Source organism: Prevotella merdae (assembly GCF_900290275.1).
Taxonomy (GTDB): domain Bacteria; phylum Bacteroidota; class Bacteroidia; order Bacteroidales; family Bacteroidaceae; genus Prevotella; species Prevotella merdae.
The window spans coordinates 499,009-525,638 of the sequence record NZ_LT985323.1; the positions used below are offsets into that span (position 1 = coordinate 499,009).

Annotated in this window: 14 protein-coding genes; 5 read left to right on the plus strand and 9 right to left on the minus strand. The window is 43.7% G+C overall.

Features of this window, described 5'->3' with window-relative positions; all coding sequences use genetic code 11:
• Nucleotides 1–4 precede the first annotated feature (4 nt).
• The 3 genes from C9991_RS02020 to C9991_RS02030 all read right to left on the minus strand — a co-directional run bounded on the left by C9991_RS02020 (nucleotide 5) and on the right by C9991_RS02030 (nucleotide 6,012).
• The gene (locus C9991_RS02020; RefSeq protein ID WP_106810961.1) at nucleotides 5–1,159 is read right to left on the minus strand and encodes a T9SS type A sorting domain-containing protein; all 1,155 of its coding nucleotides are present in this window, start codon (nucleotides 1,157–1,159) and stop codon (nucleotides 5–7) included.
• Nucleotides 1,156–4,950, minus strand: a complete 3,795-nt coding sequence (locus tag C9991_RS02025; RefSeq protein ID WP_106810962.1) for a DUF7619 domain-containing protein — start codon at nucleotides 4,948–4,950, stop codon at nucleotides 1,156–1,158. Before C9991_RS02025 ends, C9991_RS02020 begins: the two co-directional genes overlap by 4 nt.
• Before the next feature lie 72 nt (nucleotides 4,951–5,022).
• The gene (locus tag C9991_RS02030; protein WP_106810963.1) at nucleotides 5,023–6,012 is read right to left on the minus strand and encodes a hypothetical protein; all 990 of its coding nucleotides are present in this window, start codon (nucleotides 6,010–6,012) and stop codon (nucleotides 5,023–5,025) included.
• Between the two features lie 565 nt (nucleotides 6,013–6,577).
• Between C9991_RS02030 and C9991_RS02040 the strand changes: the two genes are divergently transcribed.
• A complete protein-coding gene (locus C9991_RS02040; RefSeq protein WP_106810965.1) occupies nucleotides 6,578–8,170 on the plus strand; it encodes an ATP-binding protein in 1,593 nt (530 codons plus the stop codon).
• A 244-nt stretch (nucleotides 8,171–8,414) separates the two neighbouring features.
• On the opposite strand, the gene C9991_RS02045 is transcribed toward C9991_RS02040, so the two are convergent.
• Together C9991_RS02045 and C9991_RS02050 are read right to left on the minus strand one after the other, a co-directional pair.
• Nucleotides 8,415–9,719 carry an SLC45 family MFS transporter gene (locus tag C9991_RS02045; RefSeq protein WP_106810966.1) on the minus strand — a complete coding sequence of 435 codons (1,305 nt, stop codon included), beginning with the start codon at nucleotides 9,717–9,719 and terminating at the stop codon, nucleotides 8,415–8,417.
• Nucleotides 9,720–9,745: 26 nt separating this feature from the next.
• Nucleotides 9,746–10,786, minus strand: a complete 1,041-nt coding sequence (locus C9991_RS02050) for a LacI family DNA-binding transcriptional regulator (protein ID WP_106810967.1) — start codon at nucleotides 10,784–10,786, stop codon at nucleotides 9,746–9,748.
• A 399-nt stretch (nucleotides 10,787–11,185) separates the two neighbouring features.
• On the opposite strand from C9991_RS02050, the gene C9991_RS02055 reads away from it, so the two are divergent.
• From C9991_RS02055 to C9991_RS02070, 4 genes are read left to right on the plus strand one after another with little or no spacing between them, the layout of a single operon-like run.
• The gene (locus C9991_RS02055; protein WP_232823258.1) at nucleotides 11,186–14,275 is read left to right on the plus strand and encodes a SusC/RagA family TonB-linked outer membrane protein; all 3,090 of its coding nucleotides are present in this window, start codon (nucleotides 11,186–11,188) and stop codon (nucleotides 14,273–14,275) included.
• Nucleotides 14,276–14,296: 21 nt separating this feature from the next.
• Nucleotides 14,297–16,030, plus strand: a complete 1,734-nt coding sequence (locus C9991_RS02060) for a RagB/SusD family nutrient uptake outer membrane protein (protein ID WP_106810969.1) — start codon at nucleotides 14,297–14,299, stop codon at nucleotides 16,028–16,030.
• A gap of 40 nt (nucleotides 16,031–16,070) precedes the next feature.
• On the plus strand, nucleotides 16,071–17,330 hold the full coding sequence (locus tag C9991_RS02065) for a SusE domain-containing protein (protein ID WP_106810970.1): 1,260 nt from the start codon (nucleotides 16,071–16,073) through the stop codon (nucleotides 17,328–17,330).
• A gap of 22 nt (nucleotides 17,331–17,352) precedes the next feature.
• Complete coding sequence (locus tag C9991_RS02070; protein WP_106810971.1) at nucleotides 17,353–18,759, plus strand: Outer membrane protein SusF domain-containing protein; 1,407 nt, start codon at nucleotides 17,353–17,355, stop codon at nucleotides 18,757–18,759.
• A gap of 266 nt (nucleotides 18,760–19,025) precedes the next feature.
• Here C9991_RS02070 and C9991_RS02075 read toward each other — a convergent pair whose 3' ends face one another.
• The 4 genes from C9991_RS02075 to C9991_RS02090 form a co-directional block, all read right to left on the minus strand.
• Nucleotides 19,026–20,168, minus strand: coding sequence for an AAA family ATPase (locus C9991_RS02075; RefSeq protein WP_106810972.1), 1,143 nt, complete (start codon nucleotides 20,166–20,168; stop codon nucleotides 19,026–19,028).
• A gap of 167 nt (nucleotides 20,169–20,335) precedes the next feature.
• Complete coding sequence (locus C9991_RS02080; protein WP_106810973.1) at nucleotides 20,336–22,774, minus strand: alpha-L-arabinofuranosidase family protein; 2,439 nt, start codon at nucleotides 22,772–22,774, stop codon at nucleotides 20,336–20,338.
• A gap of 29 nt (nucleotides 22,775–22,803) precedes the next feature.
• Entirely contained in the window at nucleotides 22,804–23,808 is a 1,005-nt protein-coding gene (locus C9991_RS02085) for a family 43 glycosylhydrolase (protein ID WP_106810974.1), read from the minus strand.
• Between the two features lie 55 nt (nucleotides 23,809–23,863).
• Nucleotides 23,864–26,554, minus strand: coding sequence for a glycoside hydrolase family 43 protein (locus C9991_RS02090; RefSeq protein WP_106810975.1), 2,691 nt, complete (start codon nucleotides 26,552–26,554; stop codon nucleotides 23,864–23,866).
• Between the last annotated feature and the right edge of the window lie 76 nt (nucleotides 26,555–26,630).

Sequence of the window (26,630 nt, forward strand, 5' to 3'; positions counted from 1 at the left end):
GTTGTTATTTTTTTATTACCTTGTTATTATTAATAATATACACACCTGAAGGCAAACCCTCTAAAGCTTTTTCTGCTATAACATTGCTTCTTACCTTCATACCCGTTGTATTGTACACATCTACATTCTTATTCTGTTCAAGCCCAACTGAAGTAACCCCAGTCTCCACATTTGGCAACTTAACACATTTGGCAACCTCACTTTGTTTGTTAAGCCAGCAACGATAAGCAGGCATAGTTATCTCAGATGAATCGTAAACACGATAGAAAGCAAGTCCGTCCTCTTTCTGGTCTTGCAACACGTATGAGTTCACAGGCACCTTCTTGTCTACATATACTCCAGTCATATAATCGGTAGAGTATTCGTCGTAGATAGCACTGTACACACCATTGAAATGGTATGTGGCAGGAGCTCCCTTTACAATATACGGAGTATTGGCAGCAAACGAATTTACACTATTCAACATCAGAACATTGTTATTGTCAATCCCATTGCACTCTAATACTGTCAAACCTTTTGGAATCTCACAATTGAATGGTAAAATTATGGTTCCATATCCGACAGAAGTCATCGTATAATCGATACCAGGAAAGTCCTGTCCACCAGTAATAGTGAAATCCGAATATTCAATATGGTCTATACCATATCCCTTAGCATGTTGTTTATCTTCATCAAGAATAGAGAAATTCACATCCCACATCTCTACCTTATATGTTCCGTTTATAGCTGTATCATCTGCAATAAGACCAATAGAAAATAGCTCCTTCACTATTTCTCCATCTTCATTATCAGGAAAGAGTTCACTATTTGTGAGACTATATCCCATAATTTTGATTGTAAAATCATTTGGCATTCCGCATGATATCGTATGATCATATGTACGGTCTGGATTAAGAGTTATATCGTTCACATACTTACGACCTTCCTTGCGTTGATATACCTTTACACCTTTTGGCACAGACAAAGCCATATTGAATGCAAGATAATTGATGTTTGGGTCATACTCGTAGACTGTAAGTCTTGTGACAGTTTTCCCATCTGCTGTCAACTCCACCTTCTGATCCATCCACACGCTAAGCGTATTCTCGGTAGTAGCCTTGGCTAATGCCTGTGCTGAAAACAGCACAAGCATTAGCATTACATTAAAGATTTTCTTCATTGTGAAATTTGTTTATTAATGTTTCTTTTCCTTTTTCTTACTTTAGCCTTACTCTCATACGAAGAAGTATAGATTGACACTATCTCTACAATATCGTTAGAATTTATCACACCATCCTTATTGACATCAGTAGCAGCAAAGTTTATCGAAGCCTTTCCTGTAATATAATATTGAACGGATAATATCACATCCTCCGAATTCACCTTGCCATCACTATTGACATCTCCATTCTTGAATGTAGCCTGACTGATTTCTCTTGTCAGTTCCTTCTGCTCAACATTGCCAGCCATATCTACAGCCATAACACAGAATCCATAGTCGAAACCTGGATAGCCCTTGAACTTATATTCAGACGTTGTTATCTCGTCCTCAACCTTTGTCCACTTGCCACCTTCTGTGTCTTGTACATATAGATTATACTTCCATATACCAGAGCGATTGTCTTCTGCATCAAAGCGGAGCGTAACAATACCATCATGCGCCGCAGAGAAAGTTATCTCACTCTTCGGAGCTATGGCATCAACAGTATTTGTCCATACTGGTGTCTCTATAGGTTCCTCAAAGTCGAAAGTGATGGTTGCACTGTTGTTTATTTCATCACCATCCTCCATCTGCTTCTTTATGCCAATATTGTAGCTCAAGAAACCTAAGCCATTACCACCATTGTTTACAGGCAGAACGCCTTGCATGATATCATATGTTTCCTCCATCGTCATTGGATCGAGCGAGATTATTGTCCACTGTGCAACTCCTGTCTTAGAGTCATAATCCAAGTTCACCTCAGCTATGGCATTAATAGCAGGACGCATATCAATGGTCTTTGTGAAGTTTGGCTCGCCATCCAAATCAATTACCTTGTCACCTATCTGCACTCTTGTAGGTCTAAACGTATTAAGGTCGAATACTTGAGCATCAAGATTGTTGGTTACAACAATCTTGTGAGCTGAGGCATTGGCTATCTTCGGATCGTTCTCAAACTCTATTGTATAGCCTACTTCCTTCACATTATTGCTGATATACTTGCTGCCAGCCTCTGACAGATAACCATGCATCTCGTTAGGGTCACCTGGATTATATGCATTGCACAAATGTGGGTTCGGATCCTTACAGTTAGGATAGTTCAACATATCCCTCTGAGTGTTGTAGGTTGATACTACACGACTTGCCTGACCTGGTATACAATGTTGCAACCAATACCAATACAAATCTGCTGGCGATGGAAGATAATTATCAGGGAAATAATCACTAGGATTATCAAACAGACCGCTTTGTGCCAACTGATCTCTCATCGCCTGATTGTGCTGATTCTGCAAGGCATTCTGTATACCACCCAACGTACCTCCTAAAGCCAATGAAGTTCCGCATGTACATTCTGCCGCCCAACCTCCATGTTCTGCAAGACTGCATGGGTCGTCAGCACAACCATTGAAGATACCTGCCACAGCTGGTGCTTTAGCCACCTTTGCCGTTCTGTAGCTTGGAGATTTGTAGTAGTTATTGGCTATATACTCTGTAGCTTCAGGACCCTTTAGATTCCATGGTGTCTCAGTCCATGCATATGCATTAAAATCTTGATGATCACCTGTCTTTATGCCAAGGGTAAAGGTCAAGGTTTGACCTGGCATCATTTCAGGAATAATAGCAGGCACTATCTTTGTCTTGCTATTATTATCTCTAAAGTTGTCATAGTCGAAACTCAGTTGCAATCCATTCTCATATAATTCCTTATTACATCCTACGGCGAAGTTCATGTATTTCACACTCGTCATACGATCAGCATGGTCTACACCGAAGAAGAACGGAATAGCCTGATAGCTGATATTACTCTTATTTGTAAGAGTAATTGTAACAGGATATGGATCGGCTACAACTCTTGGATCTGTTATTGTCACCTCTATATCGTCAAAGCTTGCAGGCTCAAGTTCCACGTATCCTTCTCGCTTTAAAGTGACTTTACTTTCACCATCATCAAAGTTCAACACAAGGTCATACTTGCCATAAGCCTCCTTGCCATCCAGCTTCATATATAACTTTGCCTTCGACTTTTCTGTACTGACAATAGAGCTGACATTTATTGTATTATCTCCCATCACGAACGAGGCAGATTTAAGATTATCAAATCCATTGCCATCAAGTTCCATTATCTGTATACAAGGCATAACTCCAAGGGTAGTTGCCGATGTGCCAAACAGGTCGAACTTGTCAATGTGTGTATAATCCAATGTCAAGTTTTCGTCTCTAGTTCCCGTGACATCGTGCAAAGCCAGATAGTATGTACCATTAGCTTTTATATGAGTACCACCCAGGACAACCGACTCAGCTCCATTTGCTTTATAAAGTTCCTCACCTGACGTTGAGAACAACTGAATTGTGGTAGCCTGCGAACACTTGAATGCCACACTATCACCTCTTTCAGCTTTCAAACTGAACCACTTGACATTGTTCTCGCCTATACGCTTAAACGACTGCGTAGTCTGTAGCACTGTAACATCGTCGATAGTTTGTGACACTCTATAGTCAACAAACTGGCGCGTGTCATCCAAACGTCGGCTTGAAGCATCGTAGAATGCAAAGTGTATGTCATTTTTAGCATACATCATAGGCTTGCCGTCCTTGCCAACTTCAAAATGGAAACAACTGCTACGTATCGGTTTCGTCTCTACGGGTATCAGCTTCACTATCTGCAAGGGACTAACACGCTTGTCGAGTTTCACTATCTGCCGATTTGCCTCATTGTCGTTGAGCCAATAGTCGTACTGCATTATGCCATTGCCTCCTAATGGAGTCTTTACGAAGAACGAGGTCATAACTTTAGAACTTGTTCCGTCCTCCCCAATCAACATATACGACAGACGATGGAAGCCATCTGACAGATTGGCTACATCAATGTCGAAATGATAGAGGTTGCCATTTAGGGTTCCTGCTTCGGTATAATGATTGTCTCCATCTATTGAATATAGACACTTCATATTGCTGCGTTCGGTTGTGGTCATGCTGCGGTAGAAGAAAGCCTCCTTTACTGCTGTAGCCGCACCCGACTGAGTTACAACAAAAGCTTGAGCCTTATGCAAACCTGGTTTCATACCAGTTGCATCAAGTGTCCAATTGACAATACCTCCATGAGTTGATACTTTTTCCTGTTTATACAGTTCCTCGTCCACCATTAAAGCGCACGTCATATATTCGATGCCTTGCGTCTGCGGCATCTTGATAAACATGCTTGTAAGTGGTTTACTCGGTGTATTGCTCTCCACCTGTGCATGAAGAATATGGAATCCATCGTCCAGTTTGCTTACATCTAAAACCACTGGCTTTCCTGTATATTTGCCCGAGATTGTATCATCTGGTTTATTGTCAAACCATAGTCTATACTTGGTATTGGCAACCATAGCCTGCTTCCAAAACACAGCTGTTTGTGGCGAACTGTATGATGCACCAGAAGTACTGGCTTGCAAATGCACTATATGCATGCCTTCGGCAAGCGCACTCACATCAATATCTGCCTTACCGCCACTTGCCAAAACAGACTTCTTCTTTGTGTCATTGTCAAACCAATACTCAATATTGGTTGTCTGTTTTTGTGCAAGCTTTATAAAATAGCGCGTCATAGGCACACTCCACACACCCTTTGCATCTTTCACCTGAAAATGCATGATGTGGAAATTTGCATCCAATGCGCCTATATCCAAATCCATCTGCCATGCACTATTGTCCGACGAACCAGTTTGCATGGTGCTTTCGTCACCATCAAACCAATATCGGTATTCATACAAGGCTTGTCCCCTTGCCATAATACACAGACAAAGGAACAATAATAATATTAACTTTCTGCGCATAAGTGTGTTTATGCTTAGGTTGTTGTTTTATTCGGCACTCTTCACCTCAATGTCTACACTCAATTTGCCGTCGGCTGTAGTCTTGGCTGCAACGTTAAACTTGCTGATTTGTGGATTTGTTGGTGTCGGGTCGTAAGGTAGATTACCACCATAGATGCCAACTTCTGTTCCGTCCGTGCCTTTAATTAATGCTTTAGCTGCTTCTGTAAGTTTATACTCATTGTCGTCTGAATAACCAAACAGATTTTTTATTGCTTCGTTATCCTTAGCCACTTCCACATTTGTATTATTGGTGACATTGAAACTATTACTACCACTATATTTACAATATAAATTATTATAATATGTAGATGTCGACTCTGTAGAATATGAGTTAAGAATAATACAATTTTTGTATTCCGAGTTATAACAATGAGTAGTGTATTCACCTAAAAACAAACAGTTGTTGAATATATAGTTTTTACCTATAATGCTATTAACGTTTATTAAACAGTTCTGGAACACCGCAGAATTATTAGAACTATTGTTACCGCTATACTCCCTTGTTATTCTACAATGAATAAATGTCAAGTCTTTTCCATAAGATTGACTTGAACCAAAATAAATACTGCTAAATCTATCCTTTAAGAACATTGCGTTCTTTAGTTTATTGATAGTAACCCTTTGATTAGTATAAATACCCTCAATAGTCAGTCGTTGTGTTGTTTCGTCAGAGATATTAATACTAAATTCATTTGCCAACACCGTAGGTTCTGTTTGTGTGGCAGCATCCAATACCATACCTGCACCACGCAGAGTTACAGCCTTTGTAATGTTAACAGATTGGAATGTTCCCGATGATAGTGTAATTACATCTCCGTCCGCAGCAGCCGCATGTGCCTGTATCAATGCATCCGTTCCATAGAACGTAGATATTGTACCCTCATGATTAAGGGTTGCCAACAACGACGACTGAGCCTTAGCCGTTGTAGCAAACATTGCCATAACAGCCACAAATAAAACTATAAACTTTTTCATTTTGATTAGGGTTTATATACGCCTATAGACTCTTCGGATTCAGCTAACGTTAAAGTTTCGGTGTTTAGATAATCATATACGAAAAAAGGCGCAGGAGTCTGTTTCTTGCTTATCTCAAGGACACCGGCCTTCGCATTGCCTACCCAACCGAGATAAGCAACGCAGCCAGCCCACGCCCATGTACGTATATATATTACCATAGCCAATACATCAATATACATACCAAAATGTCTACATGTACACATACAGACATAATGATACGACAATTGATGCAGACCATAGCCTACAATAATCGTACTAAACGTAGGCGTTTATCGTTGCCTAATCTTCGGTTGGATTGGAAGTTGCGAAGTTCGTGTCCTTAAAGATTAGCGTCTGAAAACGCCATTTCCCATAAAGATGCCTACCTAATTCCCCACTGGGACTGGCAGCGTGTGCAAAGTTAGACAATTATATTCACATTTCAAACATTTATCCCCACAAATCTCCATCGCTTCAGATTATTATCACTAACTTTGCAAAAGCGCCAACAGCACTACACATTATATATAATATAGAACAGCTTATGAAATATCCTATAGGCATACAAGACTTCAAGACTATAATAGAAAACGGATATGCATATGTGGACAAAACCGCATTGGTATACCGTCTTGTTACAGAAGGACAGGTTTACTTTCTGAGTCGCCCGCGTCGATTCGGCAAGAGCTTGCTTGTGTCTACACTTGAATATTACTTTAGGGGCGAGAAGGCTCTGTTTGATGGACTTGCCATCAGTAATTTGGTGAAGGATTGGGAGACATACCCTGTGTTTCATATTGACTTCAACAGCAACGACTTTACCAGAGGCAATACGCTTAAAGACTTGCTCGATGCATACGTGGAGAAATGGGAGAAGGAGTATGGATTCACTGGCGACACGCGATTCGGTGTAGGCGAACGCTTTGCTCAACTTCTTGCTCATATCCACCAACATACGAGCAAACGTAGCGTGGTATTGATTGACGAATACGATAAGCCTCTGCTCGATGTACTCGACACTGGATACAAGACAAAAGACAGTAACGGCGACGAGATTCTTATAGAGGAATACAACCGCAATATCCTTAAGGGATTCTACTCTACATTCAAAGCTGCCGATGCCGACCTACAGTTTGTGCTGCTAACGGGTGTAACGAAGTTCTCGCAAGTGAGCGTGTTCAGCGGTTTCAACCAACCTGCCGATATCAGTATGAACTCTAACTACGAGGCTCTTTGCGGCATCACAGAGGAAGAAATGGAACAGATGTTCCACGAGCAGATTGACGAAATGGCAAACGAACAAGGGATTTCTCCTAAAGAAATGCGCTTGGTATTGAAGCGACACTACGATGGCTACCACTTCAGTAGACGTATGAAAGACATTTACAATCCATTCAGTGTGCTCAACGCTTTGAACAAAGGCGAGATTAGCGACTTTTGGTTTGCATCAGGAACACCAACATACCTCATACGTTTGCTTAACCACACCAAGGAGAATCTCAACGAGTTGACCGGCAAATATTACGATGCATCCGATTTTGTTGACTATCGCGCCGACGTTGAACGTCCGCTACCAATGATATACCAAAGTGGATACCTTACAATTAAGGCGCACGACCGACTGACAAACACCTATCTCCTCGACCTTCCAAACAACGAAGTAAAGCGTGGGTTTGCTACAGCCATTGCCAACAACTACCTGCAGAGCCGTACACCTGTACTAACAGAGATGACCCAACTGGTACGATCGCTTGCCTCTGCCGACCTTGAAGCGCTACGCAAACAGCTTACCTCCTTCTTTGCAAGCATACCATATACAATGCGACGCAAGGACACTGAGGCTGAACGCGAACGCTACTTCCATTACACGTTCTATCTTATCTTCCGCATTATCAGCACCTACCTTGTGCTTACGGAGAAACAACAGAGCGAGGGCAGAGCCGACTGCATAATAGAGACGCAGAACGATATATACATATTTGAATTTAAGCTCGACGGTACCGCCAAACAGGCTCTTGACCAGATAGAGGCTATGGGATATGCCCGACCATACACCTCAGACCCGCGCCATATGCACCGTATAGGTGTAAACTTCTCGTCCAAAACCGGTACGATAGACGATTGGCAAGTGGAGTGAATTCGTTATCCCTGTTGAGTATATAAATATGGTGTGTAAGAAAAAATCAATGCCAAAGTATAAGTAATATATATTAAATGGCAAAGTATATAATATTAAATGGCAAAGTATATAATATTAAATGGCCAAAGAAATTATATTACTTTGACAAGACACTTATGGCTAAAAATATTCATCCGGCATTTGGAGCGAGACAGAGCTAAAAATGAGCCTCAATCACTCCAAATGCCGGATTATTCTTTTTTTATTTATTATCCTTTATCAGCGCTACACTGAAAGCACCGAGCACAAGCAGTACACCTGCCACAATCATCATGTTGCTCTGTACAGAACCAACAAGCGACAATATACCACCGCCTGCCACAGCAGCTATAATCTGAGGTATACAGATTGTGCCGTTGAACAGTCCGAGGTAAGCTCCCTTATGTCCATAACCCTCAAGAGCATTGGTTACAAAGGTGAATGGCATTGCAAGCATGGCAGCCCAAGCACAACCGATAAGCATAAACGGAACAACAAGTAGGTCCTTATCGCCTACAAACGGAACCATAGCGAAACCTATGCCACCGATTACAAGACTAAGAGCATAAGCCAGCTTGGCATTCTTGAATTTAGGCAAAGCCATAGCCCAAAGCACCGAACCTACTGCCTGCCAGCAGAACAGCACACCAACCCAGTTGCCTGCTGCCTGATAACCCTTAGAGGCAGTATCAGTGGTATGCCATACAGTGTCGGCAATGGTGCCATTGGTGTATGTCCACATATACATAAAGGCAGCCCAGCAGAAGAACTGCACCAGTCCTACCTTCCAGAACATCGACGGAGCATGCTTCAGCAGTTCTATCCACGATGCCTTCTGCTCCTCTTCCTCTGGCTTAGCCTCATTATATTCGGCATATTCCTCGGGGTTCCATTCCTTAACCTTGCATGTAGTGTAGAGCACGCAGAGAATAAGGATGGCCGCACCTATATAGAAAGAGTAGATAACCGAATCTGGAATAACCCCCTTAGGAGCTTCGTTGGCAATGCCAACAGCAGTAAATATGTACGGGAATAGATAACCAACAACCGAACCAGAGTTGCACAGGAACGACTGTATTGAATAAGCCAACGACTTTTGCTTCTCGTTGACCATGTCGCCCACAAGCATCTTGAAAGGTTGCATAGCCATATTGATGCTGGTATCAAGGAACATAAGCGAGATTAGGCCAAACACCATAGCCGTACTTACAGCCATGCCGAACGAGCCTGCATTAGGCAACAGACACATCACAGCCACAGCTACGGCAGCACCAATAAAGAGATAAGGTATACGTCTGCCGAATCGAGTCCATGTACGGTCGCTTAATGTACCTATTATAGGCTGCACAAGGATGCCCATAAGTGGAGGCAAAATCCAAAAATAGCTCAAGTTGTGCGGGTCGGCACCAAGCGTTGCGAATATACGCGAGATGTTTGCACTTTGCAGGGCGTAGGCTATCTGTACGCCGAAGAATCCGAAGCTTAGATTCCACAAGCTCCAAAAACTTTGATTTGGTTTTGGTTTCATTGTTATCTGGTTTTTTATTTATTGGTCTATTCGTTGATTTCCCCACGGGTGCTACCTCGCACTACCAAACGTGTGCGCACCACTTTCTTCTCAATCTTATTCTTAGGCGACAGTCCTTCCACCTTATTCATAAGTATGGTGGCAGCCTCCTCGCCCACCTTCTCACCTCGCTGCTCTACTGTTGTAAGCTGAGGTTCGCAGGCTACAGAACGCTGTCCGTTGGTGAATCCACATACCGATACATCTTCAGGCACATTTAATCCGGCATGCTTTGCAGTGTACATAACACCAATGGCAGTATCATCATTCACACAGAAGAATCCATCTGGACGGTCTGGGCGTTTTAGTACATCTGGTGTTATTCTTTCGGCATCATCCCTATTGTCGCAAACATATACAAGCGAAGGATCTGGCTCAATACCTGCCTTTATCAGCGCATCGCGGTAGCCATTAAAGCGGTTGCGTCCAAGCACTGTATTGCCTCGCATACCATAATAAGCAATACGATGGCAACCAGTACTTATAAGATACGTTGTGGCAGCAAATGCACCCTGATAGTCGTCAACCACAACAAGCGATGCTTCAATACCAGTACATATGCGGTCGTAAAAAACAACAGGTATTCCACGATCTACAAGCGACTGGAAATGGTCGAATTTCATAGTATCCTTTGCTTGTGATACTATAACGCCACACACCTGGTGTGCCTCAAACATCTGACATATGCGCACCTCGCTTTCGTACGACTCTCTTGATGTTGTGGCAATAATGCGGAAACCGCGCTTTGCGGCAGCTGCCTCAATACCATTAAGAATGGTGGAGAAATAATAGTGGGTAAACTCGGGTACAATAACTCCAATCACTTTGATAGGTGCACGTCTCGAGTTGCGCAGCGACTTTGCAATGTCGTTGGGATAGAAGTTGTGCTCATGAGCATAATCGCAGATAAGGCGACGCTTCTCGGCATTTACACGGTCTGAACCGTTCAAGGATCTTGATACTGTTGCAATGGATACACCAAAATGTTTGGCTATATCCTTCATTGTTGTAGGCAAAAGTTCCGGCATGGGTAAATTGATTAGCTATACTGTAGATGTTTGTAATTTTAATAAGTTGTTGCAAAGGTATGACATTATTTTAATATAGCAATACAAAAGTGTTTTTTGATGTGAATCAAACGATGCAAACGTTTACATCAATTGCAAACGTTTGCACACTTAAATAGCAATATTTATGAACAAAAAACATACATCGCATTGATTAACATCATAATTTTGCACGTGAGTTCAATAAAAACCAAAAAGATAGAATTAGAGAAAAGCTCTTAAACGATTAAAAACCGCTTTTGTAGAACCACATCTAAACTGTAATAGTACCTATCTAAAATAGGAATCAACCTATCTAAAAAATAAACCATATCAATAGAAATCAAATACAATATTTTACTAATATCTAAAGCTACAATGATGAAGCAGGTTAAATTCCAAAATGCCATTAGGACAGCTACGCTATCAGCAGGTCTGTTCCTTTCGGCAAGTGCCTTTGCACAGCAAATTACTGTGAAAGGCCACGTAGTAGACGAGACCGGCGAGCCTGTCATAGGCGCATCCGTCAAGGTTGTTGGCGGTAAGGCTGGTGCTGTGACCGACATCGACGGTAATTTCTCTATCGCCGCCGACAAGAAGGCTACTCTCGAAATCACTTACATCGGCTACGAGCCTCTTAAGGTTGTTGCCGGACAGGATCTTAAGATTCAACTTAAGAACACATCTACAACTCTTAACGACGTTGTCGTTATCGGTTATGGTGTGGCTAAGAAGAACGACTTGACGGGTTCGGTTACTGCCCTCAAGCCAGATGACAAAAACCATGGTATTATTACTTCTGCCCAGGACATGATCCAGGGTAAGATTGCTGGTGTAAACGTAAACTCTGCATCAGGTGCTCCTGGTGATGGTGCTCAGATTCGTATTCGTGGTGGTGCTTCTTTGACAGCAAGCAACAACCCGTTGATTGTTATCGACGGTATGCCAATGGATAACAATGACACTAAGGGTGTTAATAACCCTCTGTCTCTTGTCAATCCTAATGATATCGAGAGCTTCACTGTATTGAAGGACGCTTCGGCTACAGCCATCTATGGTTCGCGTGGTTCTAACGGTGTTATCATCATTACAACAAAGAAGGGTCGCAGCGGCCAGAAGCCTCAGGTTTCTTACAATGGTACTGTTTCTGTAAGTACTATCGCCAAGAAGCTGGATGTGATGAACGCAAAAGAATATGTCGACTTCATCAAGAATTATTATGGCGAAGATTCTTCTGCCTACCAAGGATTAGGCTGGAAGGAATACAACGAGGACGGTACTCCTAACTATGCAGCAGGTACATTCGATACCGACTGGCAGGACGAGATTTATCGTAACGGCATTAGCCAGGAGCATAATGTAAGCCTTACTGGTGGCATCAACAAGCAGTCTTGGTCTATGCCTTATCGTGTCAGCGCAGGCTACACTGGTCAGGAAGGTATCTTGAAGGGTTCAGACTACAAGCGTGTTACCGCAGGTTTCAACATCAATCCTTCATTGCTCAACAAGCACCTCAACATTAATATCAACGGTAAGTATTCTTACTCAAAGACTGTTCCTGGTGGAGCAGATGCTGTAGGCGCAGCTATCAACATGGATCCTACTCGCCCTGTAAAGAGCAACGACGAGAAATTCAAGAACTGGGGAGGTTATTGGCAGTGGGCATTACCTACTACATCATACGACCCAACATTCCCATACAATCGCAATGATGACGCTCCTACAAACCCAGTAGAAAAGGTAGAGAACTACGACTTCTACAAGAGTGCACACGTTCTCTTGGGCAACGTAGAGGCTGACTATAAGATTCATGGCTTCGAAGACCTTCATTTGCATGCTAACTTAGCTGGTGAATATACAACCGGTGGTGAGTACAACACCAATAATCCTCAATCTACATACGGATTCTACTATGGTGGCAATAGCGAAGACAAGGAGAAGAAGTACAACCTCACGGCTACAGCTTATGCCCAGTATACCAAGGACTTCAACAAGGCCAACCACTTCGACATCATGGCTGGTTACGAGTATAGCCACATGAAGTATTGGGGCGACAAATGGAGCAAGTCAATGTATCCATCAACCTTCGAAGGCAAGAACGACAAGGGCGAAGCTCTTGCAGGAACTGTAAAGTCATTCGATACAAGCAGATGGAGAGGCCAGACTTATCTCGTGAGCTGGTATGGTCGTGCCAACTATTCTTTGCTTGACCGTTATCTCCTTACTTTCACAGCACGTTATGATGGTTCAAGCCGCTTTGCCGACGGACACCGTTGGGGCTTCTTCCCATCAGCAGCCTTCGCATGGCGCGTTAAGGAAGAAAGCTTCCTTAAGGATGTAAATGCTATCAGCGACTTGAAGCTCCGCCTTGGTTGGGGTAAGACAGGTCAGCAGGATACTGGTAAAATGTATTACACCGCTACCTATTTAAAGAGTACAAGCAATCACTTCCTCTATCCTATCGGTGGCGGTAACAATACTGGTCTGCTCTATCGCCCATTGGCATACAATGACGAACTGACATGGGAGACAACCACAACATGGAACGTAGGTATCGACTATGGTATGTTCAACCAGAGATTGACCGTAAACCTTGATGCTTACTACCGCAAGACAACTGACTTGCTCAGTACAACCACCATTGCTGCAGGTCAGAACTTCGACAATGCCCTCCTTATGAATGCAGGAACATTGGAGAACAAGGGTTTTGAGGTTGCTATCACAGGTCGTCCTATCCAGACAAAGGATTGGTTCGTAGAACTTAGCGTTAACGCTGCCTACAACAAGAACGAGATTACAGAGCTTGCAGGCGGTCGTGATTTGATGGAAGCAGGTATGCAGGTAGGTCAGAATCAGGCTGTAACCTATCATAAGGTAGGCAAGCCAGCCAACTCATTCCTGGTATACCAGCAGGTATACGACCAGAACGGTCGTCCTATCATGGGCTGCTATGTAGACCGCAATGGCGATGGAACAATCGATGAGAACGATAGATACTTCTATAAGAATATCGTAGCTCCTTGGACAGGTGGTTTCAGCTTCAAGGTTTCGTACAAGAACTGGGATCTCGGTAGCAACTTCCGTGTAAGCTTAGGCAACTATCTCTACAATGGATACGCAGAAGGTGCGATAAACACTAAAGAGATTTGCAGCGCTAAGGGATATTACAAGAACTCAACAAAGGATATAGCAGCTTTAGGCTGGACTTCTTACAACTATCCTCTTACCGACTACTTTGTACAGAACGGTAGCTTCTTGAAGTGCGACAACATCACATTGGGCTATAACTTCAACAATCTGTTGAAGGGTGGCAACTATAAGGGTATATCAGGCCGTATCTACGCCTCATGCTCTAACGTATTCACTATCACAAAGTACAGCGGTATCGACCCTGAAGTAAACTCTGGCAAGGACGACAGCATGTATCCACGTTGCCGCACATTCTTGCTCGGTCTGAACCTCAACTTCTAACAATTATAAATAGATTTCGATATGAAACTCAATAAATTCAAAACAATTGCCCCTGCAGTAGCTCTTCTGCTTACAGCAAGTTTGAGCTCTTGTATGGATGATTTGGACAAGGGAAACATTGATCCTAATGTTGACGCTACTCCAAACATTACAGGCTTGTACAGCAAGTGCTATGCTGGTCTTATCATGGAAGGTAATGACGGTAATGCCGATTTCACTATCGACGACAATGGTAAGTCAACCCTTCTACGTAACCTGTTCAACTTCAACGAGGTACCTACCGACGAAGCAATCTGCTGGTGGTCGGATGGCGGTATCGCAGATGTTGGCTACAATAAGTTCGATCCGGGTAATGCTACATTGAAGAACTTGTACTATCGTCTGATGTCGAACATCTCTTACGAGAACCACTTCTTAAGTCTCGATGCGGCTCAGGCTGAGACAACCAAGTATGCAGAGGTGCGTGTACTTCGTGCCTATAGCTATTTCTTGATGCTCGACTTCTTTGGAGACCCGACTTTCATTGACAAGATTTCAACAGAAACACCACGTCAGGCACATACTTACAACTCTAAGTTTGAAGAAGGCAAGAGCTACACTCGTGCAGAGCTTCTTCAGATGGGTCGTGAATTCTTGTTCAGCTGGGTAGAAAACGAATTGCTTACAGCAGAGCCAGACTTGTTGGAGGCAAAGCCTGAGACCGACAGCGACGCTGACTATGGCCGTATAGACAAAGGCACATGCTGGTTGCTCTTGAGCCGTCTGTACCTCAATGCCGGTACATACCTCAACAACGATGGTCAGGACAATCCTTATTGGAATAAGGCTCTTGAATATGCCGAGAAGGTTATCAACTCACCATATGCCCTCTTTGATGACAGCAAGATGTCAGCAGACGCCAAGGCTAACGGATATAAGCCATACGACTTGCTCTTCATGGGCGACAACGGTTCGAATGGTGCAAGTTGCGAGGCTCTTCTTCCATTGATGCAAGATGGAGACAAGACTCAGGGATGGGGTGGTTCTATGTTCTATGTAGCTGCTCTTTGGGATGCTACTATGTGTACAGTTGCAGATAAGGACGCTGCCACTACTGCCAACACATGGTCAGGTATGCGTGTTCGTCCACAATTCGTAGAGAAGTTCTTCACCGATCCTACAATTGTTGTAAACAAGTCGGCAAAAGAAATTCGCGATATGAACGTTGACGACCGTGCTATCCTTTGGGGTAAGGGCAATGCTGACGGTGCTCGTACCTTGGAACTTGGAGATAACGACAAGTTTGTCAAGGGTATTGCAACACCAAAGTGGAATAACAACTATTCTACTAACGGTACTCCTCACGACAGCTATAATGTTGACATCGACTTCTTCCTCTTCCGCGTAGCAGAGGCTTACCTCAATGCTGCAGAGGCTGAGATGCACCTTAACGGTGAGGGTTCTGCTAAGGCAAAGGGTTATATCGACGCTCTCCGCAATCGTGCCCACGCTGCCGTACGTCCTTCTTACACTCTTAACGATGTTCTTGACGAGCGTTCTCGCGAGCTTTATTGCGAAGGTCTTCGTCGTACCGACTTGATTCGTTTCAATCAGTTTGGTGGAACTCAGGCTACATACAAATGGGAGCTTAAGGGTGGTAGCACTAAAGGTACAACATTCGCTAAGACCAATAATCTATATCCTATCCCATCTTCAGAGATTCTTTCTAACAAGAACCTGACACAGATCGACGGATATAATGAGGTTCAGAACTAAAGTATAAAAGTAAAAATAGAACTATAAAAGTAAACGCAATATGAAGAATAAATATATGATGGGTGCTCTGCTTCTCGGCATCATCAGCTTATTCGCATCATGTTCGGATGACAACGACTCAAACCCAACGCTTATACAGCCTACTGAGTTTACGTTGAATACTCCTGAATATATAAATTCGACTATTGATTTGGAAAAATCTACTGGTCTTGAGCTTACATGGTCACAGCCTAAGTATACAGCAGACAATGCTCCTATCAATGCGACATACGAGGTGCAGGTATCTCCAACCAACTCCTTCACAGTTTCTACTGATGAAGCTGCTGCAGACGAGAGTGGCGAAAAGGTTCCAGACTACGCTGTTCTTAGCAACACTACACAGAAATGTGATATCTCTGCCTCTGCTGAAGAAATGGACAAGGCATTGGTAAAGATACTTAAATGGACAGAAGCTGACGTTCCTGCCGAGCAGGAGATGTACGTTCGTGTTAACGCTTATATCCTTGAGGGCACAAACCATCTGAACCCTGTCGCTTCAAACTCAGTAAAGCTCAACGTAAAGCCTTACTATATTGAACTGAAGGATGCTGTTCCAACAATGTGGTATCTTGTAGGTAACATGTTCGGCGCTAAGTGGGCTGGCACCAAGAGCATTGGAGTAGACGCACTTCCTATGTTCCTTAAGCCAAACTTCGCTTACGACAAGAAGACTGGTGCTGGTGAGATTGAATACACCAACTACTTCCTTACCGGCGATTACAACGACAAGGCCGAGGTCGATGGAGCTGGCTTCAAGATTCTGCCAGCAAGCTTCGACTGGGAATTCAGTATGAATGCCGATGCTGCTACAAAGGGTACAATCGCATATCGTGGTAATGGCGGTGGTGACGGTGGTCATATAGTAGCTCCTGAAGAAGGTTACTACACCATTACAATCAACACTGCTGACAATACAGCCAAGATGGAGAAGTACGAGGGTGATGTAAACGACTATGGTACTATCCAGATTAGTGGTTCATTCAATGATTGGACCGACACACCAATGCTCCCGTACAACACTGAGGGCGTTAAGAACCACGCTTGGTACTATGTAATGGATGTTCCTGCTGGCGAGACTGCACAGTTCAAGTTCAAGATTGCTGAATCTTGGGATACAAGCTGGGGCTATGGTGCAGAAGATGGCGCTATCAACATGTACGGAAAGTGTGATGCAGGTGGCAAGAACATCGGCTTGGCAGAAGGCAAGTACGTCATCTCATTCAACGACATCACTGGTGCATTCAGCATCGTTAAATTGTAAATCACTTTAAGCAAAGACAATTATGATTAAGAAAATATTATTGGGAATGACCCTTCTGATGGGTATGGTGTCTTGCACCGAGGACTTCACAGATTGGGGTAACCCACAGACAAATTCTCAGAAGGAAGCTGTGGCATTCGGAAATGGTAGCGTAGCTCCAGTTGATGTCATCAACTTGGCTGACGTTAATACAGAGAAGGTAAAAGTGGCGAGCATTGTTGCTCCCACTTCTTCCAACGCTGCTTATACACCTAATTATAAGATTAACTTCGACGGTCAGTCATTCGACATTGATGCTGATGGCAACATGGCAACAGCCGAATTGACAAGCTATATCGTAGATAAGTATGGCAAGCGTCCTACAGAGCGCGACATTGATGCTACTCTTGACGCATGGGTAAGCAATGGCTCAACAGCCGTGAAGATGGCTACATCTGCAACATTCCAGGTTAAGGCCATTCCTGAGGCTCCGGTTATTGAAGAGGGTTACTACCTCGTTGGTGATATGTTTACTACCATAGAAGGAGAAACAGAAATTAGTGGTTGGACGAAAGAATCCGCAAAGGCATTCAAGCACAGCGATAAGGATGTATATGAGGATCCTATCTTCACCATAAGCTTCGAGACAAAAAAGCCTGACCAGTACTGGAAGATTATTCCTAAGAAGAACATCGACTCTGGCGACATCTGGGCTGCTGGCGTAGTAGGACCTAAGGTTGACGGCGATGACAGCATGACTGGTTTGTTGACCAACGGTGATGCCAAGGCTGGTAAGATTGCCAAGGCTGGTAAGTATAAGCTCACTATCAACATGATGGACTACTCTTATACCTTAGAGGAGGTTAACTACGATCCATTCATCTACTTCATCGGCGCAACTGACGGCTGGACAAAAGCTGAGCAGAAGCTTGCTCTCGTAGACGATGCAAAGGGAGTATACACTGGTTACCTTTATTGTGCCGACCCTAACGGTTGGGGCAATCAGTTCAAGTTCCAGCGTGTAGCCGGTAGTTGGGATAATGAGATAAATTCTGGTGCATTCAGCACATTCTCTGGGGCAGCAACCAGCGAAGGTGGAAACATCGGCGTTAACGCAGGAGAAGGTGTATACTACTTCGATGTAAATCTTTCAGAAGGCACTATCACAGCCACTAAGGTTGAGACCATGGGTATCATCGGTGGCTTCAACAATTGGGATGGCGACGCTGTTATGACATGGAACGCTGAAGAGTATTGCTTCGAGGCAACTAATGTAGGTGTTACAGCAGATGGTTGGAAGTTCCGCGTAAACGGTGATTGGCCCATCAACCTCGGTGGAAGCCTCAACAACCTGACAGCAGGTGGCGACAACCTTACTGTTGCTGGCAACACAGTTAAGTTGTATCCTACAAGAAAGACTTCTGAGAATATCTACTGCACAGTAGAATAATCATAAGCATATAAGATTAAAAAAGATTAGTGATAAAATAGAAAAGGTTGGGTTCCCTTACGAAAAGGAATCCAACCTTTTTTATGTGTTTACTAAACCTACAGATATACTGCATGAATGACTAGATACTTTAGCCAAATCAAGCCAAAAACCATCGATTTGGCTAAAGTATCGTTCGTTTTCTCAAATAATTATCGTAATTTTGCACCATAACAATTATCTTTTTCAAGCAATATGGAGCAAATCATAGGACGTAAAACAGAAACCTACCTTACTGAGTTTTTATACTCTCTTGCCAGCCATTTAGCAAAGAAGCGGTCGCTGACAAAGTAGCCTTTTGGTGTTTTGTTGATTAATTGCTTGTCCACCAGAGCCTTCAGAGCTGTCTTTACGCTGCTGGTGGCAGGTAGGTGGTGGGTTAAGATGAATTGTTGGCTAAGTGGGGAGGAAACTACTTGCTCCTTGGCAATTGCTAACAAGAGTAACTGTTGGTTTTCGGTCAGCCATGCACAATAGTTTTGGTATGCCATAGCTTGCTCCTCTATCAACTCTTGAATCACTTCATCCACTAAGTCCTTATTGATCTGCTCATCACGATGTTCGAAAATACCATGTAGGATGGCTTGTACATACCAAGTTACGCAGTCGGCTTGCGAGTAGATATAGGTGAATGTGTCTACATCCACTTCTCGTTTTTGTGATGACAAAAGACGATTGGCAAATGATAGATATTTTGACTCAGCGATACATGGTAGTGACATTACAAGAGAACTCTGGAAGAATGGGCGGTTCGCCGACAAAAACATCTCTTCCATCATGTGCTGCTGGCTGCCTGAAAATACGAAATATACATTGGGAAGGAATTGGATGTAAGAGCGTATCAATGCTTCCACTCCATTCTCTGGATAGTTCATGATTTGTTGAAACTCATCTATTGCCACGTAGCATCGCTTTCCAGATTGCTTCATGTACTCGAAGATTCGCTTCAAGCTTTCTCGTCCCTCGTTTGGTTTCAAATCCAAAGAAAATGTTGGAATGCCTGTCAGTTCGTCAATTGTTAGCGTTGGTCGCCAACTGCTGAAGAACTCCTGTACTTTACGCAGGGCGGATTGAGAAATTGTATCTAATTTCCCAATGATTTCCGAAGCCATGAGCTGCACCATTTGCTCCAAGTTCTTGGTGGCAAATATGTCTAAGTAGAAGCATTTCACATCATCGTATTGCTTTTCCAACTGTTGGAAGACATGATGGATTAATCCTGTTTTGCCCATACGGCGAGGAGCGACAAGCGTGATATTTCGCTCGTTGTGTAGCGAAGTTATCATCTTCTCGGTTTCTTTCTCACGGTCACAAAAGTACTCTGCTCCTTTGTATCCATACATCACGAAAGGATTGTTAATTGTTGTCATAATCTTATTGCGCTTTTTACGTTGCGTAAATTACGCAATAATTATTGAGACTACCAAATGTTTTCAAGTTTTTTAACCCAAATCCTAATGACCGATTTGGGATAAAAAAAACTTCTGAACTTTTACAAGTTCAGAAGTCTATGGTGGTTTATCAGATAAAAAGCTCTTTATTTCAATCTAAATATATTTAGCGAATTTGCCGGTATCTCCACAACAGCACCATCTGTAGATGTTGTAACAAATGTCTCTGTAGGATGAACATTTGTCGGGTTGTCGATTGTGTTCTCCTCCTTGCCATTCTTTGCTGAAAGGCGAATAAGCTTAGCATTAGATATTGTCTTGCCCTGAAGACAAATCTCGGCTGTAGTGTTTTCGCAGCTTGTGTTTGCAACCTTCAGTATCACCTCGCCTGTATTCTCGTCCAATGTTGCTGTTGAGAATACGCCAGGCAGAGTGTTTGCACGAAGCTTAGTGGCAAATATCTCCTTACCATCCAAGCTTGCAAAAATGCTATCGCCCTTAACCTTTAGTTCAATGTCATACCAGCGACCTGTCTCTATATTTCCAGATACTGTGGCAACCTGACCCTTTGCGCCATCCACAATCTGCTCAATACCATGTTGCGTATTGTTCCATCCACCAAGGTTTAGCCAGCAATAATTCTTGTCGTCCACATAATTGAATATAAGGAGGAAACCTTCATTGCCAGCATCCTTACGCGCACGTACCTTATATATATATCCCTCTGAGGTTATCTCACCAGGGTTAAGACGTATGCAACTCTCACCATTGGATGTCTGCTTGATAATATTACCGTCTACCTTCCAGGTGCCACGCACATCAGTAGGCAACTCCTGTAAAGTCATTGGCAATGCATTACCGTTAGCGTCGGTATAACCTTTGTCTTCGAACGATACTTGTGTGCTCCATGTACCCATGCCTACACGACATACAGCAGGCTTTACCTGAACATCTCCATATTTATAAGGATTGGTTTGGTTTACTTTAAGCACACGTGTGCCTACGTTGTTGGCCATAAGGTTCTGCACATAGTAAGATGGAGTGCCGAATACCTTATCGGATGTAAACTGAATCATGTCAGGCGCCCACATACGGTCGTTGAGGTTGGCAAAGATAGGAGCATACGAAGCCATTGTAACGATGTCGCTATTGTTCTCAATACCCATCATATATACAGCCTCGCCCAGTGCGGCGTCAAGCGATCCCATATTGCCGAAGCCCTGTGTAACAGCATACTCGCCTACATATATCTCAGAACCCTTACGGTTGTAGGTATCATACTTGTTAAAGTTCTCGGCAAACCAAGCTGGGTTGCGATAGTAATGCTCGTCGAGCAACTCAACACTCTCTTTGCTGTCCCATGTCGGATTGTCATCACCCCAAGCTACCACGTTTCCTATTAGGTGCATATTGGGATATTTGGCAAGCACGGCATCCTTAAACTTCTTGAAACGCTCATAGTAATGGTCACTCTGAAGTGCAGGGTCGGGTTGATTGTTCTCGTTGCCAATCTCAAGATACTCTATATTATATGGCTCGGGATGTCCATTCTTTGCACGCAAAGCACCATATTTGCTTGTTACGGGGCCATTGGCATATTCAAGAGCGTTCATACACTCGTCTATCCAAGGCTGAATGCTGTCTACAGGTGTCATACCCCCATGCCACAAACCAACATTCACAACATATAGAGGCTTTGCATTAAGGTCTTCTGCAAGTTGCAGATATTCGTCAAAGCCCATACCATCACTTGTGCGATAACGCCAGTTTACATTCTTATGTCCAGGACGTTGTTCTATAGGACCAATGGTCTTCTCCCAGTGGAAAGCATTCTCTGGAGATTCTTGTCCCTCTACATAGCAACCGCCTGGAAAGCGTACGAACTTTGGACGTATGTTATAAAGAAGTTGTGCAAGGTCGGGACGCAAACCATTAGGACGGTTCATGAATGTAGGCGGGAACAGACTTACAACATCAAGTGTAACGGAGCCCTTGCCATCGAATACCAATTCAAACTGAGCCTTAGGGTCATTAGCATTAGCAGTAAGCTCAGCTGTATACTTGTTCCATTTCTTGCCAATAGCGGCATCAACTGTTGTCTCGGCATATACAGTCTTGCCATCAGCACTTATCAAACGTGCCTTTAATCCTCCCTTATAGTTGCCTTTTGCAAAGAGTGATAGTTTGTATGTTCTGCCTTGTACAGCATTGATGCCCCAGAATCCCTCGTTGATAAGCGATGCAGTTGCAGCCTTGTCAGCCTTAACAGTTATCTGCAATGCCTTACCCTGTGCATTGTTCAACAGAGCCTTGCTTACAAGCTGACTTGTTATGCTTGCTCCATTCGAGGCAGATGTACGCCATGTAGGTATAGCATTGTCACTATCCTCAAACGAGCGGTTGCTGATAAGTTCGGCATACAATCCGCCGTCAGCAGCATGATTGATGTCCTCAAAGAATATGCCATATAGATTTGGCGATACCTTGATGCCGGGATTAGCGGCATCCACATTTATCTTTACTTGGGCGTTGGCTGCAAGAGACGAAGCGAGCAACGCCATGAGAAATATTTTGTTACGTTTCATTATTTTAATTATATAAATAGTGAATTATATTATTCCAGTGTGGGCCAGCCATCAGCCGTCCACGTTATTTTCTTTTGTATCAGCAATGGCACTCCATTCTTAGGCATGCTGTATCCATGACACACAAACCAGTCGCCATCTGCAAACGAATAGGCTGAGCAATGTCCTGCCGCTTCAAACTCTTGTTTATCGCCTTCGATGACAATAGTGCCACCACCCTGACGCATATCCTTACCATTGCGGTCGCGATATGGACCGACAACCTTCTTACTTCTGCCTACAGCAACACGGTAGTTGCTTTTTGATCCACGACAGCAATAGTCCCAACTTACAAACAGATAATAGTAGCCACCATGCTGCATTATAAACGGAGCCTCAATGGCATTGGTGCCGGCAAACTGGGATGTAGGGTTTGGCTCTACATTAATATCACCCACAGCATGACGTCTGGCAATAGTCATTGGCTTGGCACCACGCTTTACGTGCATAGTACGGTCAAGCTGTATCATCTGAATGCCATCCCAAAACGATCCCCATGTCATCCATGGATTGCCTTTCTTGTCGATAATGATATTAGGGTCGATAGCATTCCAGTTGTCACGCTCGCCATTTGAGGCAACTATACAACCCTCGTCTTTCCATCCGTCAGCATTGGCAAGCGATGTATTACTGAGTAGTCCTATTGCTGATGTGTTCTTGCCGAATGTAGAACACGAATAAGTTAGATACCACTTGTCACCATACTTTATTACGTCTGGCGCCCAAATATGAGTCTCAAAACCTGGTACACTATCGCGCGTCCATGCCGGAATCTTGTTTCCAGGTAGCACACCATCTGGCTTGATAGTCCAATGATGACGGTCAGTAGATGTCATCTGTGTTATGCCATGACCCGTACAATAGAGATAGTACTTGCCATCCTCAAATGCCATAACGGGGTCGTGTACCATTGGAGTATCTACAACGAGAGGAACAGGCGGTGGTGCTGTTTGAGCCTGGACTGTATTGGAGATTGGGGCAATGGCGAATGCCATTGCTCCAATTAAACATTTTGCTCGAATCATTTATTATACAATTGTTGTTAAAGAATTACTTATTCAAGAATTTACGTCCATTAACAACGACAATGCCCTTGTAAGAGCGATCTACCTGCTGTCCATTAAGGTTGTACCACTTGCCCTCGCTCTCAGTCTTCTTGGTAATAACCATAGGAGTCTTTATACCGGTAGCAATGCTTGAGCCGTCGATATACGAGCCTTCGTTAACAAAGAATAGGGTTACGTTCGACTGGTTCTCAACAAGCTTCATGCTGAACGAGTAGTTGTATACCTTCTTTGCCTTAGTGGTGATGGTAGACACTACCTTAACCACATTGCCTGTAGTAAACTCAACGTTCATATCAACCAACGAGCCGTCCATATCGTCCTTGAATGTATCCCAGTTATATTCGCTCTGCATTGTGAAGTCGATGTTTGAGGTGTTTTCGGCAGTATTGCCTCCTGCTGCTGCAAACCAACCATAATTGTCGGCACGCAATGCGAAGTGCTCGGCATAACCCTCGGCTCCACGCTCGGCTGTGGCAGCAATAAGACACCAGTTATTCCAATTGGCTTTCTTATTGCTGTAGTTGTAGAACTTAAACTCAGCCTTGCCACCCTTCTTCAGGTTGTAATAGTCCTTAGAGAAATTTACCCAGAAAGCGGCATTAGTATTCTTCTCCATCGACTCAGGATAGTAAACTGGAGCGTCTGCCACTACATCAGCCTCAACATTGAGGGTGAAGTCCTTGGTGTATACATAGTTGTCCTTGCTTATAACCATTGTCATTGTTACCTCGCCCTGACCCTTAACAATACCGTCGGATGTAAGAATCGACTCGTTGCTTGATTTCCAAGAAACATTAGTGCCAAGCAATCCCTCTGTAGGCAGAACAGGTGCTTCCTCAAGTACGGTACCATCATCGAACGGAAGATTTATCTTGTTGGCTGTATACTTAATGGCAGCCTTAGCGTCAGCCTTAACAGCCCATACCTGCTGTTGCTTGGTATACGACTTCTGACCAAGTGTTGTAGAACCGCTTGATGAAGAAAGGGCAGCAATAGCTATAGCCGGAATGTTGGTATAGTCGATAGTCTGGCGAACAAGTACACCACGATATACAACACCATTAATAGTAAGGTGTATATAATCAGTGCCAGCTGTACGCTCCCATGTTCCTTCTTCACTACCTGTTATAGTGCCGTCGGCATTGAGACGAATGTTTACTGCTGTTTCGTAAGCTTTATTCTCTGTGTCCTGACCATATTCGTGACGCATAAACTGATAGTCGCCTGCTATCTCGCTGTCGGCTATAGAAGCCTTTGTAGCAATATCGTTGTTGGTAATAGTCTCGCCGTCAAACTCGAACGGAGCAGCCATAATCCAACCCTCATCATTAAGGAATAGCTGATGAACACGCACCTCATGCCCCTCGCCCTTATTAGTAAAGCGTGAGTGATATACAACGAAAGAACGTCCCTGCTTGTCGGTAAAGGCCGAGTTATGACCTTGTGCTACCTCTGCTCCCGACATCGGATCCCACTTGTAGCCACCAAAGAGCAACACTCCACGATTATCGGCTGTCTTGGCTCCGTAATTCAAAAGATAGCGTTTTGTAATTGCAGATGTGCCGTTGCAATCTACGTATGGTCCTTCTGGATTATCCGAGCGGAACACACGCATCTGATAACCTCCTGTGCTGATGAGTCCGCCATAACTCATAAAGAGGAAATAGTGCGAACCTATCTTTTCTATATAACTTGCCTCACCCGATACATAGTAGCCACCAGCTATCTTCTTGCCAAAGTAAGGATCGCTTGTGGTATTAGCGTTGGCAGCACCCTGTGTTGCAGCTTTGCCGTTAACCTCATACGGGAACTGATAAGTATAATCGCGCAGACCATTAGTTGCATCAAGTTTCAACATAAATATACCACCCGACCATGAGCCATAGCTCATCCAAAGGTTGTCGTTGTCGTCATAGAACACACATGGGTCTATACAGTTAGGCCAAAATGTGCCCCACTTGTCGCCAACATTATATCTCTCAGGCAACGATGTTGCACCGGTTGCAATGGCAAGGTCGGTGTTCTTCCAATCGTTAGCAGCTGCGTATGAATTGTGTGCATACTTTCCAAAGAAACCAGAGAACACTACCGGACCCTGATATTTCCATGGACCCTCGATATTGTCGCTTGTAAAACATACAATGCTTGAGCACCAATTGTCGCCATTCAAGCTCATATACATGCACCACTTCTTCATAGTCTTGTTGTAGATAACGTCGGGGGCCCACTGCATTCCTTTTACAGTGTTGCCCTTCTTCTGCCAACCATGAGCATCGAAGTTGCCAAATGTTACGTTCTTGCCTGTATAGTCCTTAACGGATGTTATGGCATGTGTGGAATAAGCCTGTGAGTAGTTGACAAGTACGCCACCCGTATTACAGAACAAACTGTTTGTTGCTGTAACGTTCCCCTCGTCTGCCTTGAATACTGTCCACTCCTGATAGTTCTTGTCGGCTGTGGTCTTACCTTTGCCAAGATGTGAGCCATATATATAATATGTGGGCGATGAGGGATTGCTGATATCATCGATAACGATAGATGGGTCGTGACATACCACGCGCTTGTTATATTGACGAGCACTGTATGCACCCTGAAGATCGGCATCGGTTAGATTGGTCTGCGCTGAGGCAGACATTGCCGAGAGGGCTAATATGGGTAGTAATAGATTCTTCATAGAAATATTAATTAAAAAGGGGGTGTGTCAAAATGGAAGTTAAAGGAAGTTGGGTATAGCCCGAAGTTATCAGAAG